We start from the raw sequence: 13,687 nt of genomic DNA on the forward strand, positions 1-13,687 counted from the left end.
TCGAACGAGGACGGGTTGGCCACAGTTTTCACCTGCTTGGTGCTCGTTGGGCTGATCGGTGTGACGCTCTTGATCGCCCAGGTGGGCACCGTGGTGGTGGCGCGGCATCGGGCGCAGGCAGCCGCGGATTCGGCGGCGCTCGCCGGTGCGGGTGCGTTGGTGGCCGGCGTCGAAGGCGCATGCGCGGAGGCGGGCGAGGCGGCGCGGCGGATGGGGACACGAATCCGCGTCTGTGAGGTTGCGGAGTGGGACCTCACGGTCGTTGTGGAAAGGAATGTACCAATAGGTCTGTATGGCGATCGCGTCGTTCGAGCGAGTGCGCGGGCCTGCCCGGTTGAAGGCTGACGAGTTCGATACACGGTCGCCCTTGCGTCGCGTCCGGTAGCGGAAATCGGTAATTCTACTAGCCGGTTAAAAGCGGGCCCGTGGAATTCCCCGCGCGGGTCCGGATATCAAATAGCGATGAATGCGCATGTCGGCAATGGACCCAGTGGCAATACTCTAGTTAACATGAAACTAATCCTTTTTATTCGCGGAGGGTGAAGCGGTGTCATTCCACTAGGAGGTCTCCCAGTCTTCCCAGCGTGCGCGCTGGCAAGGTCGACAATTGGTCACGCGTCCGACTCTGCGCCGTCACGAATCGTGCGACGCCTCCGCGCCGGCGGACAGTTCGGTGAGCACGGCAGTGAGCAGGCGTGCCGCTGCCGCCTTGTTCAGCGGGTGGTTCCCGTTGCCGCACTTGGGTGATTGGACGCAGGACGGACAGCCGGCCGCGCAGCCGCACGACTCGATGGCCGCCAGGGTGGCCGAAAGCCACTGCCGCAGCTGGGCGAAGCCGCGCTCGGCGAACCCGGCTCCGCCGGCCTGGCCGTCGTAGACGAAGACGGTCGGCAGCCCGGTGTCCGGATGCTCGGCGGTGGAGACGCCGCCGATGTCCCACCGGTCGCAGGTCGCCACCAGGGGCAACAGCCCGATTGCCGCGTGCTCGGCCGCGTGCAGCGCTCCGGGCACGTCCTGGGGTTCGATTCCGGCCAGCGCCAGCAGCTCCGGTGTCACCGTGTACATGACCGCCCTGGTGGGCAGCGTCTGTGGCGGTAGATCGAGTTCGACCAGGTCGAGCACTTCGCCGGTGACCAGCGTGCGCAGGTAGCCGATCACCTGACTGGTAACCCGCACCCGCGCGAGCCCGGCCGTCACGTGACCGTGAGAGCGGCGATCGGTCACCGCATCGATGGCGATCGAGGTCACCTGACGCGCGCTGGTGGTCCAGCCGGGCTCGGCGGCGTGCACGAAGGCCACGCCGTCGTCGAGATCCAGCTCGTCGGCCACGTAGGTCTCGCCCTGGTGCAGGTGAACGGCGCCGGGATGCAACGTGGCCCGCGCCCGTCCCGCGTCCGCGGTGCCGAGCAGCCTGCCGGTTTCGCCGTCCACGATGGCTACCGGAGCGCCGATGCCGCCCCGGACATCCACCGCGTCGTGCGGTTGCGTCTCCGCGGTCACGTACCAGCGCGCGCGATCCTCCGTTCCGCGCCGCCTGATCAACCCTTTCGCCGCCAACCCGGCAAGGACCTCACCTGCGCCGAGTTCGTCCACTTCGGCGTCGGTGAGCGGCAACTCCAGCGCGGCGCACAGCAGCTGCGGTCCCAGGACGTAGGGATTGCGCGGATCGGTGATGGTGGCTTCGACCGGCTTGTCCAACAGTGCTTCCGGGTGGTGGACCAGGTAGGTGTCCAACGGGTCGTCCCGCGCCACGAGCAGCACGAGCGATCCCTGAGCGCGCCGCCCGGCCCGTCCGGCCTGCTGCCAGAACGACGCGACCGTTCCGGGAAAACCGGCGATGACCACGGCGTCCAACCCCGCGATATCGACGCCGAGTTCCAAGGCGTTGGTCGTCGCGGCGGCCAGTAGCGATCCGTCCGACAAGGCAGCTTCCAGATCACGGCGGTCCTCCGCGAGATATCCCGCGCGGTAGGACGCCACACGCGCGGCCGAGTCCGGATCGATCTCGGCCAGCAGTCTTCTGGCCTCCATCGCGGTGAGTTCGGCGGCTCGGCGCGAGCGGACGAAGGTCAAGGTCCGAGCGCCTTCGGCCACCAGATCAGCCATGATCCGCGCCGCTTCCGCGGTGGCGGGCCTGCGCACCGGCGCACCGTTCTCGCCGGTGAACGCGGTGAGCAAGGGCGGTTCCCAGAGCGCGACGGTCCGTGGCCCCTGCGGTGATCCGTCCGCGGTGACCGCGATGCACGGCGCGCCGATCAGGCGCGACGCGGCCGCCGCAGGTTCGGCCGAGGTCGCCGAGCAGAGCACGAACACGGGGTCCGCGCCGTATCGTGCGGCGATCCGCCGCAGCCTGCGCAGCACCAGCGCGACATGCGAGCCGAAAACACCTCGATAGGCGTGGCATTCGTCGACCACTACATAACGCAGCCTGCGCAGTACGCGCGCCCAGCGCTGGTGGGACCGCAGTATGCCCAGGTGGAGCATGTCCGGATTGGTGAAGATCCACCGCGCGTTGGCGCGTACCCACTGGCGGATCTCGGCGGGTGTGTCGCCGTCGTAGGTGGCCGGATGGATATCGCGCAACGGACCTTCGTGCGTGAGCGCGCCGATCGCGCGCAGTTGATCGGCGCCGAGCGCCTTCGTCGGCGAGAGATACAGCGCGGTGGCCTTGGGATCGGCTTGCAGCGCCGTGAGCACCGGAAGCTGGTAACCGAGCGATTTGCCCGAGGCGGTCCCGGTACTCACCACCACGTGCTGTCCGTGGAACGCCGCATCCGCCGTCTCGACCTGATGGCGCCACGGCGCGTCGAGGCCCGTGTCGCGTAATGCCGCAACCACATCCGGTGATGCCCAGGCGGGCCAGGCGGAGTGTGCCGCGGCCCGCGCGGGCAACTCGACCACATGCGTCAGCCGAGGATCGTTGTCCGGCACCCCCGTTAGGACACGATTCAGCAACGATGCCCCGTAGCTGAGCCCTGAGGGAGGCCGTGCAGGCAGCGCTGAGTACGGCTGATTCACGATGCGAACCCCGCCACACGCTCCGGAAGTGTGAAACGTGTGCGTCCGGCAACCCCTACCTGCCATTTCGATACCAAATAGCGACCTGGGTCACAGCTTCTTTGCTGAACGTCGACTCGGTTATCACCAAGCAAACGAACCCCAAGTCTGGATTCCACCATTGTGTCCCTCACCTGCGCATTCGCAAGATCAACTTTTTTGCAAATTGTCGGTAACTCGACTGTTGAATTGCCCGAAGACATGGTTCACTGGTTCCTGGTCGCAAGCTTCTGTGTTCGAGGGACGGATCCAAAGTCCAAACCGTCAGCAGGATCGATGTTGCGAACGGTGTGCTTGGTGCTTTCCTGCAGGGGGAACCAACAGTACAGCGGTCGGAACGGACCCGGTGGACGAACCCAGTTGTCCGCCGTTCCGGTAAGAAAAGAGAAGGAACAGAATGGCACAGGGAACTGTGAAGTGGTTCAACGCGGAGAAGGGGTTCGGCTTCATCGCGCCGGAGGACGGCTCCGCTGACGTCTTCGTCCACTACTCCGAGATCCAGGGTTCGGGTTTCCGCACCCTCGAGGAGAACCAGAAGGTCGAGTTCGAGGTCGGCCAGGGCACCAAGGGCCCGCAGGCCACCGGAGTGCGTGCGCTCAGCTGAGCGGCGCGAGGATTCACAGCTCGTCCCTCACCACCGGCAACGGGGTGAGGGACGAGCTATATCTGGGGTAGTCACGGCCCGTGTGCGCCGGCGGATCGGTCCGCCGAGCATGCCGCGGCGCAGGTGTGGCGAAACGGCAGGCATACTGATTCGAACTGGCGGGCGTACGCTCAGTGGTTCGAGTCGGAAGCACTCGACCACACGCGGCGTCACGGTATAAACGTGTCTGGTGCGACGTTCAGCCGTCGCAGCCGCTCACCCCAAGCCGCGCACAGCGGAAACTACGCAGCGCGGGTCGATCAGGAAAGGTGTATTCGCCGGTGGCAACACGAGACCGCGGTGCAGCCGACCAGGGCCGTGCCCTGCGTCGTCTCGTGATCGTCGAGTCCCCGACCAAGGCCCGCAAGATCGCGCCGTACCTGGGTCGTAACTACACGGTCGAGGCGTCGGTCGGTCATATCCGGGATCTGCCGCGCGGTGCGGCGGATGTCCCGGCCAAGTACAAGGGCCAGTCATGGGCGCGCCTCGGCGTGGATGTGGACAACGACTTCGAACCCATCTACGTCGTCAGCCCGGATAAGAAGGCCAAGGTCACCGAGCTCAAGAGCCTGCTGAAGGACGCGGACGAGCTCTACCTGGCCACCGACCCCGACCGCGAGGGCGAGGCGATCGCCTGGCACCTGCTGGAAACGCTCAAACCCAAGGTGCCGGTCCGGCGGATGGTGTTCCACGAGATCACCGAACCCGCCATCCAGGCCGCCGCCGCGGACACCCGTGACCTCGACAACGATCTGGTGGACGCGCAGGAGACCCGTCGCATCCTGGACCGGCTCTACGGCTACGAGGTCAGCCCCGTGCTGTGGAAGAAGGTCATGCCGCGGCTGTCGGCGGGCCGCGTGCAGTCGGTGGCCACCCGGGTGATCGTGCAGCGCGAACGTGAGCGGATGTCGTTCCGTTCCGCCGAGTACTGGGACATCGCCGCCAAGCTGGACGCGGGCAACGGCGAGGAGGGCGACGCCACCAATCCGAGGACCTTCGGCGCACGTCTGGTCACCGTCGACGGCGCGCGGGTCGCCACGGGGCGCGATTTCGGATCGGACGGGCAACTCAAGGCCGCGAGCGGCGTCGTCGTGTTGGACGAAGGCTACGCGCGGCGGCTGGCCGAGGCGCTGGACGGCGCCGACCTGGTGGTCTCCTCGGCGGAGGCCAAGCCGTACACGCGCAAGCCCTATCCGCCGTTCATGACCTCGACGCTGCAACAGGAGGCGGGACGCAAACTTCGTTTCACCTCCGAGCGGACCATGCGGGTGGCGCAGCGGTTGTACGAGAACGGCTACATCACCTACATGCGTACCGACTCCACGACGCTGTCGGAGTCGGCCATCGCCGCGGCCCGTGCGCAGGCCACCCAGCTCTACGGCTCGGAGTTCGTGCACCCGACCGCACGGCAGTACACCCGCAAGGTGAAGAACGCGCAGGAGGCGCACGAGGCGATCCGTCCGGCGGGCGACACGTTCGCCACACCAGGTCAGTTGCACGCGCGGTTGGACAACGACGAGTTCCGGCTCTACGAACTCATCTGGCAGCGCACGGTCGCCTCCCAGATGGCCGACGCCAGGGGCACCACGCTAACGCTGCGCATCACCGGCGTCGCGGGTACCGGCGAGGAGTGCGTGTTCTCCGCTTCGGGCCGCACCATCACCTTCCCCGGCTTCCTGAAGGCCTATGTGGAGAGCGTCGACGAGGAGGCGGGCGGCCAGTCCGACGACGCCGAGTCCAGGCTGCCCGCGCTGGATGAAGGCCAGGCGGTGACGGCGGTCGAGCTGAATCCCGATGGGCACAGCACCAACCCGCCCGCGCGCTACACCGAGGCGTCGCTGATCAAGACGCTCGAAGAGCTCGGCATCGGCCGCCCTTCGACGTATTCGTCGATCATCAAGACGATTCTCGACCGCGGCTACGTCTACAAGCGCGGCAGCGCGCTGGTGCCGTCGTGGGTGGCTTTCGCCGTGATCGGCTTGCTGGAGGAGCATTTCGGCCGACTGGTCGATTTCGACTTCACCGCTGCCATGGAGGACGATCTCGACGCCATCGCCGGTGGACGCGAGCAGCGCGGAAACTGGTTGTCCAGCTTCTACTTCGGCGGCGATCACGGTGTGGAAGGGTCGGTCGCGCGGTCCGGCGGCCTGAAGAAGATGGTGGGGGAGCGGCTCGACGATATCGACGCGCGCGAGATCAACTCCATCAAGCTGTTCAGCGATGCCGACGGACGCGATGTCGTGGTCCGGGTCGGCAAGTACGGGCCGTACCTGGAGCGGATGGTCGCCGATCCCGATGACCCCGAGGGTAATCCGGTGTCGCAGCGGGCCAACCTGCCCGACGATCTCCCGCCGGACGAGTTGACCCCCGAAGTCGCCGAGAAGCTGTTCTCGACGCCGCAGGAGGGTCGTTCGCTCGGCGTCGATCCCGAGTCGGGGCACGAAATCGTCGCCAAGGAGGGACGTTTCGGCCCGTATGTCACCGAGGTGCTGCCCGAACCGCAGGTCGAGCCGGGGCAGGAACCCGCCAAGAAGACCGCGAAGAAGGCCGCTGCGCTGAAGCCGCGCACGGGCTCGCTCTTCAAGTCCATGGACCTGGCCACCATCACGCTCGACGACGCGCTGAAGCTGCTGTCGCTGCCGCGTGTGGTCGGTACCGACCCGGCGAGCGGTGAGGAGATCACCGCGCAGAACGGGCGCTACGGGCCGTACCTGAAGAAGGGCACCGACTCGCGTTCGCTGAACACCGAGGATCAGATCTTCACCGTCACGCTGGAGGAGGCGCTGAAAATCTACGCGGAGCCGAAACGCCGTGGGCGGCAGGCGTCCAGCGCCGCCCCGCTGCGTGAACTCGGCAACGATTCGGCCAGCGGCAAGCCGATGGTGATCAAGGACGGCCGCTTCGGTCCGTACGTCACCGACGGCGAGACCAACGCGACGCTGCGCAAGGGCGACGAGATCGAGTCGATCACCGCGGAGCGGGCCATGGAACTGCTCGCCGACCGGCGGGCTCGCGGGCCGGTGAAGAAGACCGCCAAGAAGGCCGCCGCGAAGAAGGCTCCCGCCAAGAAGACCGCGGCCAAGAAGACCGCCGCCAAGAAGGCGACCACTACGAAGACGGTGGCCAAGAAGACTGCGGCGCAGAAGACGGCGGCGAAGAAGACCGGCGTCGGGAAGTCGTGAGTTCTCGGCGCATGGCGATAGCCGTAGCCTGAGCGCCATGAGTACCGAACAGGAGCGCGAGGATCTGATCGCGATGCTCGCCGACCAGCGCGAGCTTTTCCGCATCACCCTGCGTGGCATCGACGACGAGCAGGCGCGGAAGCGAACCACGGTGAGCGAGCTGACCCTGGGCGGGCTGCTGCACCACCTGGTCAGCTGCGAACGGCACTGGACGTCGGTGATCGTGCGGCGGGACGAGAACGCGGAACTGGATGTCTCGCAGTTCGGCGCCGAGTACGTGATGGCCCCGGACGAGACCGTGGCAGGCCTGCTTGCCACCTGGGAGGAGGTTGCCGCGGCGACGGCCGAACTGCTCCGCTCGGTGGACAGCCTCGACACCTCGATCCCCACTCCGACGACACCGTGGACTCCGGAGCGCATCTGGTGGTCGGTGCGCTACACGGTGCTGCACATCCTGCGAGAGATCGCGCATCACTCGGGCCACGCCGACATCATCCGTGAGGCGCTGGACGGGGCGAACAGCACACACCAGCGCGCCTCCTAGGCTCGGACGGGGCTGTCGAGTGCGGCCGACTTGCCGTGGTCGCCGTGAAATCCGGGTGATGCTGGGTCCCGAAGGTGTCCTCCCGCGCATCACCCCGGCGCGCAGAAGCTCTTCGTGCGATACGAGTGCCTCCCCCAGTCGGTCGGGCGGCGCGACGTTCCGATCCCTCACACGATGGGTGCGTATGTGGACGCGATCCGGGGACGGCGGCGGATCAGCACGGCTGTTGCGGGCCGAGTCGGCCGTGCGGAGAGTGCGGGCGTCGCCGTTGCGGTGCTGCGGCATCGGCCTGAAGCTGTTGGGAGGGGCGGGGCGTGCGGTGGGGTGCGCGTCGTGGTCGGTGGTGAGGGTGCAGCGGTGTCGGCCTGAAACTGTTGGGAGGTGCCGGGCGTGCGGTGGAGTGCGCGTCGTGGCCGGTGGTGAGAGTGCTGCGGTATCGGCCCGAAACTGTCGGGAGGGGCCGATAGGGTGTACGGCGTGGCGGGAGTCTTCGATCGATTGGTCGGCCAGGAGGCGGTCGAGTCCGAGTTGACGGCTGCCGCCGTAGCCGCGCGCGGGGGAGCGGTCGAAGGCGCGATGACGCATTCGTGGCTGTTCACCGGCCCGCCCGGTTCGGGCAGATCCGTCGCGGCGCTGTGCTTCGCGGCGGCGTTGCAGTGCACCGACTCGGGGACACCCGGGTGCGGCAGGTGTCACGCCTGCACCACGACCATGGCGGGCACGCACGGCGATGTGCGCCGGGTGGTGCCCGAGGGCCTGAGCATCAGCACCAAGGAGATGCGCGAGATCGTGCAGGTGGCCTCGCGCAGGCCGAGTACCGGGCGCTGGCAGGTGGTGGTCATCGAGGACGCCGACCGATTGACCGAGGCGGCCGGAAATGTGCTGCTCAAGGTCGTCGAGGAGCCGCCGGAACGGACGGTGTTCCTGCTCTGCGCCCCCTCGGTCGACCCCGAGGACATCTCGATCACACTGCGCTCCCGCTGCCGGCACGTGCACCTGGTGACGCCATCGGTGCCCGCCATCGCGCGGGTGCTGCGGGAACGCGACAACCTCGACGAGAAGACCGCGAACTGGGCCGCCTCCATCAGCGGCGGCCATGTCGGCCGTGCTCGTAGGCTCGCCACCGACGAGGAGGCGCGAGCCCGCCGCCGGCGCGCTCTGGCCTTGGTCACCGCATCCGGGAAGCCCGGCGCGGCCTATGCCGCCGCCGACGAGCTGGTGCGCGCGGCCGACGACGAGGCCAAACAGATGAGCGCAACCCGTGACGAACGTGAGCGCGAGGAACTAGCGACCGCGATGGGCGCGGGCGGCACCGGCAAGGGCGCGGCGAGCGCGACTCGCGGCTCCGCAGGCGTGCTGAAGGACTTGGAGCGGCGGCAGAAGTCCCGCGCGACCCGCACCGGCCGCGACGCACTCGATCGCGCTCTGATCGACGTGGCGGGCGTCTACCGGGACGCGCTGGCCGTCCGATTCGGCGCCACCCGACTCGGCTCCGGCGTCGCGCTCACCCACCCGGACCTGTCCGACGAGATCCACGACTTGGCCGCGCGTGTGCGCCCCGAAGGCCTGCTGAAGTCCATCGAGGCCGTGCTCGCCTGCCGTACCGCGCTCGACCTGAACGTCAAACCCCGTTTCGCCCTCGCCGCCATGGCCGCCGCCCTCATCGCGGCCCGCGCACAGTGACCGTGACCACCTGTTTTCGCGATCGGGCCGCGAGAGGATAGACTCGCTTGGCCGAAAGGCACGCCGCCTTAGCTCAGTCGGTAGAGCGCTTCACTCGTAATGAAAAGGTCGGGGGTTCGATTCCCCCAGGCGGCTCAAAGAAAGCCAGGTCAACGGTTGTTTCCGCGCTGGGACGACTGGTTGTTGTCAGCCGCTTCTCCATGCGTCCACACCTCGCGCGGGTGCCCCTGTAGCGATGTATGCCGGTCTGCGACTGCTTCTACGGCAAGCCCGGGGTCGTTGCACGCCTCCGTGTAATTGGAAGCGATACCGGCCGATCCCGACTCATGGAGCGAGTCCGCGGGTCAGGGTGCGTCCAACACGCTTGCCGGAACCCCGTAGGGGAGAAACCGCACTCGACGGCGATTGTCGGTGTTGTCGCGGTGTGCGCGTAAGGCCTCGAGTTCGCTAGGGAAGACCTGGTCGATCCTGGCCTCGCCGGTGTCGTCGATGCTGTAGATCGCCCATACCCCGCTGCCGGTCTCGCCGGTGATCTCACCCTCGCGCTCCGGTGGACGTGGCCGTTCCGGCTGGACGAACTGACCGAACAGCGACGCCAGCGAACCGAGGCTCGCGTGGTCGACGCGGTCGAGGTATACGCCTGCTTTCCCGAGCAGGTCGCGCAGTTCGGTTCCCGCCCCACGCAGTGCGCGTTCGAAATCTTCCGGATCGATGCCGAAAGGTCCGTTGGTTGGCATCATGTGCTCCTGGAGACGAGGTGGGCTCTACGACCTCAGTGTCCTCGCGAAACGCCGACTTCGCCACGCCGGCCGCAGCTGTCCTCGACAGCTGAGCGGCGGTGGCGAGAACGTTGCCACGCTTGGTTCGGAGCGGCCTGCCCAATCCCGGGTCCTCGACCAGCTATATGACCTGCATCACAATATGTCAGGATGTGCGTCCCGGCGGTGTCTTGTTCCCGAGCCTCTCGGAGCGAAGGAGACACCATGAGCAACAACATCCATGTGGTCGTGATCGGCGGCGGATATGCCGGTGTGATGGCGGCGAACCGTCTCACGCAGCGTGACGACATCGCGGTGACCGTGATCAATCCCCGCCCGCTCTTCGTCCCGCGGCTGCGTCTGCACCAACTGGTGGGCGGAACCCACGATGCGGTCGTCGACTATGCCGAAGTCCTCGCCGAGGGCGTTCGGCTGATCGTCGACAGCGTGACCGGAATCGACGCGGCCGGGCGGCGGGTGACGATGGCGGAGGGCGACGAGATCCGCTACGACTACCTGATCTACGCGGTGGGCAGCGGCAGTGCGGGCCCACGGGTGCCGGGCGCGGCCGAGTTCGCCTACCCGGTCGCGACTCTGGAGGCGGCGCAGAGGTTGCGGTCGGTGCTCTTCGACACGCCCATGGCGGCTGCGGTGACGGTCGTGGGGGGCGGTCCGACCGGCATCGAGACCGCCGCCGAGCTGGCAGAGCGGGGGCGCGCCGTCACGTTGGTCAGCGGCGGGATCCTCGGCCCGTATCTGCATCCGAAGGCTCGGCGCACAGCCCGTAAGTATCTCGCCAAGCTGGGGGTCAGCGTGCTGGAAGGCCCGGACTCGGCAGTCGCCGCGGTGACGCGGGAGGCCGTGGAACTCGCCGACGGCCGCACGTTGGCGAGCCGGGTCACCATCTGGACCGCGGGCTTCGGTGTTCCGGATCTGGCCGCCCGCAGCGGGCTGAGCACCGATAGCGCCGGGCGTCTGCTCACCGACGAGACCCTGACCAGCGTCGACGACGAGCGCATCGTCGCGGCGGGCGATTCGGCGGCACCGTCGGACCTGCCGTTCCGGATGAGCGCCTACGCCGCGGGTTGCCTCGGTGCTCATGCCGCGGACACCGTGCTGCACCGCATCGCGGGTGACCGGCCTGCGCCGATCGACCTGTCGTTCCCCGCCATGTGCGTCAGCTTCGGCCGCGGCGCCGGGATCTTCCAGCTCGCCCACAAGGACGACACCGCGCTGCGGCTCTATTTCAGCGGCCCGGTGGGTAAGAAGCTCAAGGAGTTCTCCTGCGCCTCCAGCGTCGAACACCTGGTGAACGAGGCGCGTAAGCCGGGGTCGCACTCCTGGTTCAAGGACGGCAAGCACAGGCCGGCTCTGCTGGAGGCCCGGCGCAGCGTCACCGCGTCACCGGTCGCCTAGCCGATCCCGCCGGTGACTTCGACTGCACGATGTGCGGCAGCATCCCTGATCGCGGGCGCTGCCGCACGTGGCAGCGACTACCGGCGTCGCACGGCCCCCGACGGACGGAAGAAGAGGACTTGATGAACACGACAAGTGAGCCCGGCGAATCGCGGCGGGACGACGGTGCGGGAGCGGGTCGCGACCACGCCATGGTCGAGGCGACGGAAACGTTCGTCGCCCACCGCAACCTGCTCTTCACCGTCGCCTACGAGATGCTCGGATCGGCGGCCGATGCCGACGACGTCCTCCAGGAGACGTGGTTGCGTTGGGTGGCGGTCGACGCGGCGCACGTCGACGACGCCCGTGCCTATCTGGTCCGGATCACCACCCGTCAGGCGCTCAACCGGCTGCGGTCGATGAAACGCCGCAGGGAGGCTTACGTGGGTTCCTGGTTGCCCGAGCCACTGCTCACCACGCCGGATGTGGCCGCCGATGTCGAACTCGCCGAAAGCGTCTCGATGGCGCTGATGCTCGTGCTGGAGACGTTGACCCCGACCGAACGCGCGGTGTTCGTGCTGCGCGAAGCATTCGGGATGGGCTACGACGAAATCGCGGCCGCGGTCGACAAGACTCCCGCCGCCGTCCACCAGCTCGCCCACCGCGCCCGCCGCCACGTCGAAGCCCGCCGTCCGCGCCGCTCGGTCACCGCGCGGGAGGCCGAAGCGGCTGCCGCCGCGTTCCGGCGCGCGCTCGAGACCAGAGACCTGCGCGGCCTGCTGGACGTACTGGCCCCCGACGTCGTGGCGATCAGCGACGGAGGCGGCATCAAGCAGGCCACACCGCGTCCGGTCATCGGTGCGGGCAAGGTGGCCCGGTTCATCGTCGGCGGGCTCACCAGGAACGACGTCGCGCTCACCGTCGAGGCGACCACGGTCAACGGCAGTCCCGCATTGGCCCTGTACGTGGACGGAGAACTCGACGGCGTCATCGCGATGCGCGTCGAGGACACCCGTATCGCAGGCCTCTATTACGTCCGCAACCCGCAGAAACTGACCCGCGTCGATTCCGAGATCCCACTCACTCTGCGCTGAAGACCGGTTACGGCCCGTCCGCGCACCGACTGGGGCGGTGGCCGCCTCGCCTACCGCGTCTCGGTTGGGGAGTGGGTCCGGCAGGCTCATCCTGCCTGCGGCACGGCGGGCAGGTCGTCGAGGGTGCCGAGGAGTGGAGTCAGTCGCTGGAGTTCTTCCAGATGTGTGGCGCTGAGCAGGGCCAGGATTTCCTTGCCCGCCTCGGTGAGGGTGAGGTGGACGACGCGGCGGTCGCTGCCTTGCCCTCGCTTGCGGGCGACGAGGCCGAGTTGCTCGGTGCGGTCGATCAGTTGCACCACGCTGTGGTGGCGGGTGGACAAGTAGCCTGCGATCTCTCCGATGGTCGGCCCGCCCGGGGCCGAATGCCCCCGGATCGCCAGCAGCAGTTGGTGCTGCGTATCGGTGAGCCCTACTTCGGCCGCGCGGCGCTCACTCCACCGCAGGAGCCGGCGAAGCCCGGCCCGGAACGCCAGCAGCCGCGAGTATTCCTGATCGCTGAGGTGCTGAGACTCGGGCGGGACCGGCGATGGCATCGACTCATCCATCATGGAGTGATATTATCACAGAATGATATATGAGTGAGCGGCGATCAGGACGGGCCGCGTTCCTGGATCGGTCGCGGCCGCCCGGCTCGGGAGAGCTTCGATTCGCCACTACGTCTGAAGGGTGGTGGAGAGTATGAGTAGTGAAACCATGATGAGTCGGCATCCCGACATCGTGGAGTTGCGGGAGAAGTACGAGCGCGCCTCCGAGGCGCCCGACGCCCAAGCGGTCACCGGCCTGATGTTCCTGACCGGGCTCTACATCGCGATCTCCCCGTGGGTCGTGGGGTTCAACGGGTTCTCGACGTTGACCGTCAACAACCTCGTCATCGGCATCGCCCTCGCGATGCTGGCCTTCGGATTCGCCTCGGTTTACGGCCGGACCCATGGCATCGTCTGGGCCGCGCCACTGCTCGGCCTCTGGACGATCCTGGCTCCCTGGGTGGTCAACGGCAACGTCGACACCACGTCGACGATCTGGAACAACGTGGTCACCGGCGCAATCGCTGTGCTGCTCGGCCTTGGCTCGATGTTCCTCGGGATGAGCCGGACCAGCCGCCTCACCGGAGAGGCGCCTGCCGCGAACGCGACTCGAACGCAGCGACCGTCCGGGCTGCCGCCGGAAACTTCCGCGCGGTGAGAACGCAGTTCATCCCGGCTGAATCGGCGCGGCTTTTTCGACGCGCAAACCCCTGCAAATCGAAGCCGTCCGAGGATGCGTTCTTCGCACACTGAGAGGTGTTGGGTCTGGGGTGGCCGCGGGCGCTGGCTATCCCAGACCCGACCTCT

11 protein-coding genes and 1 tRNA gene are annotated in these 13,687 nt (G+C 67.6%); 9 read left to right on the forward strand and 3 right to left on the reverse strand.

What is annotated here, in order from left to right; translation table 11 throughout:
* Window positions 1–15 precede the first annotated feature (15 nt).
* A complete protein-coding gene (locus ABZ803_RS27690; RefSeq protein ID WP_357043655.1) occupies window positions 16–345 on the forward strand; it encodes an Rv3654c family TadE-like protein in 330 nt (109 codons plus the stop codon).
* A 288-nt stretch (window positions 346–633) separates the two neighbouring features.
* Here ABZ803_RS27690 and ABZ803_RS27695 read toward each other — a convergent pair whose 3' ends face one another.
* On the reverse strand, window positions 634–2,931 hold the full coding sequence (locus tag ABZ803_RS27695) for a DEAD/DEAH box helicase (RefSeq protein ID WP_357043657.1): 2,298 nt from the start codon (window positions 2,929–2,931) through the stop codon (window positions 634–636).
* A 523-nt stretch (window positions 2,932–3,454) separates the two neighbouring features.
* Here ABZ803_RS27695 and ABZ803_RS27700 point away from each other — a divergent pair.
* From ABZ803_RS27700 to ABZ803_RS27720, 5 genes are all read left to right on the forward strand, one after another.
* Window positions 3,455–3,661 carry a cold-shock protein gene (locus ABZ803_RS27700; RefSeq protein ID WP_011206895.1) on the forward strand — a complete coding sequence of 69 codons (207 nt, stop codon included), beginning with the start codon at window positions 3,455–3,457 and terminating at the stop codon, window positions 3,659–3,661.
* A 320-nt stretch (window positions 3,662–3,981) separates the two neighbouring features.
* Window positions 3,982–6,882: a type I DNA topoisomerase gene (gene topA, locus ABZ803_RS27705; protein ID WP_357043659.1), complete on the forward strand. Its 2,901-nt coding sequence runs from the start codon at window positions 3,982–3,984 to the stop codon at window positions 6,880–6,882.
* Between the two features lie 37 nt (window positions 6,883–6,919).
* Window positions 6,920–7,426 carry a DUF664 domain-containing protein gene (locus tag ABZ803_RS27710; protein ID WP_357043661.1) on the forward strand — a complete coding sequence of 169 codons (507 nt, stop codon included), beginning with the start codon at window positions 6,920–6,922 and terminating at the stop codon, window positions 7,424–7,426.
* 477 nt (window positions 7,427–7,903) lie between these two features.
* A complete protein-coding gene (locus ABZ803_RS27715; RefSeq protein WP_357043663.1) occupies window positions 7,904–9,109 on the forward strand; it encodes a DNA polymerase III subunit delta' in 1,206 nt (401 codons plus the stop codon).
* A gap of 62 nt (window positions 9,110–9,171) precedes the next feature.
* Window positions 9,172–9,244: transfer RNA gene (locus ABZ803_RS27720), tRNA-Thr, on the forward strand.
* Window positions 9,245–9,453: 209 nt separating this feature from the next.
* On the opposite strand, the gene ABZ803_RS27725 is transcribed toward ABZ803_RS27720, so the two are convergent.
* The gene (locus ABZ803_RS27725) at window positions 9,454–9,846 is read right to left on the reverse strand and encodes a hypothetical protein (RefSeq protein ID WP_357043665.1); all 393 of its coding nucleotides are present in this window, start codon (window positions 9,844–9,846) and stop codon (window positions 9,454–9,456) included.
* Window positions 9,847–10,092: 246 nt separating this feature from the next.
* On the opposite strand from ABZ803_RS27725, the gene ABZ803_RS27730 reads away from it, so the two are divergent.
* The gene (locus ABZ803_RS27730) at window positions 10,093–11,283 is read left to right on the forward strand and encodes an FAD-dependent oxidoreductase (RefSeq protein ID WP_357043667.1); all 1,191 of its coding nucleotides are present in this window, start codon (window positions 10,093–10,095) and stop codon (window positions 11,281–11,283) included.
* 191 nt (window positions 11,284–11,474) lie between these two features.
* Window positions 11,475–12,356 carry an RNA polymerase sigma-70 factor gene (locus ABZ803_RS27735; RefSeq protein WP_357043793.1) on the forward strand — a complete coding sequence of 294 codons (882 nt, stop codon included), beginning with the start codon at window positions 11,475–11,477 and terminating at the stop codon, window positions 12,354–12,356.
* Window positions 12,357–12,442: 86 nt separating this feature from the next.
* On the opposite strand, the gene ABZ803_RS27740 is transcribed toward ABZ803_RS27735, so the two are convergent.
* Window positions 12,443–12,904, reverse strand: a complete 462-nt coding sequence (locus ABZ803_RS27740) for a MarR family transcriptional regulator (RefSeq protein WP_357043669.1) — start codon at window positions 12,902–12,904, stop codon at window positions 12,443–12,445.
* Between the two features lie 130 nt (window positions 12,905–13,034).
* Between ABZ803_RS27740 and ABZ803_RS27745 the strand changes: the two genes are divergently transcribed.
* Window positions 13,035–13,538, forward strand: coding sequence for an SPW repeat protein (locus ABZ803_RS27745; RefSeq protein ID WP_357043671.1), 504 nt, complete (start codon window positions 13,035–13,037; stop codon window positions 13,536–13,538).
* Window positions 13,539–13,687: the final 149 nt, after the last annotated feature.

The organism is Nocardia sp. NPDC047648 (genome assembly GCF_040642815.1).
In the GTDB taxonomy this organism is placed as follows: Bacteria; Actinomycetota; Actinomycetes; order Mycobacteriales; family Mycobacteriaceae; genus Nocardia; species Nocardia gamkensis.

Excerpts from the sequence above, each read along its gene's own strand:
- ABZ803_RS27710 (WP_357043661.1), top strand. The coding sequence starts at position 6,920 with ATGAGTACCGAACAGGAGCGCGAGGATCTGATCGCGATGCTCGCCGAC.
- ABZ803_RS27730 (WP_357043667.1), top strand. The coding sequence starts at position 10,093 with ATGAGCAACAACATCCATGTGGTCGTGATCGGCGGCGGATATGCCGGT.
- ABZ803_RS27725 (WP_357043665.1), bottom strand. The coding sequence starts at position 9,846 with ATGCCAACCAACGGACCTTTCGGCATCGATCCGGAAGATTTCGAACGC.
- ABZ803_RS27735 (WP_357043793.1), top strand. The coding sequence starts at position 11,475 with ATGGTCGAGGCGACGGAAACGTTCGTCGCCCACCGCAACCTGCTCTTC.
- ABZ803_RS27740 (WP_357043669.1), bottom strand. The coding sequence starts at position 12,904 with ATGATGGATGAGTCGATGCCATCGCCGGTCCCGCCCGAGTCTCAGCAC.
- ABZ803_RS27700 (WP_011206895.1), top strand. The coding sequence starts at position 3,455 with ATGGCACAGGGAACTGTGAAGTGGTTCAACGCGGAGAAGGGGTTCGGC.
- ABZ803_RS27745 (WP_357043671.1), top strand. The coding sequence starts at position 13,035 with ATGAGTAGTGAAACCATGATGAGTCGGCATCCCGACATCGTGGAGTTG.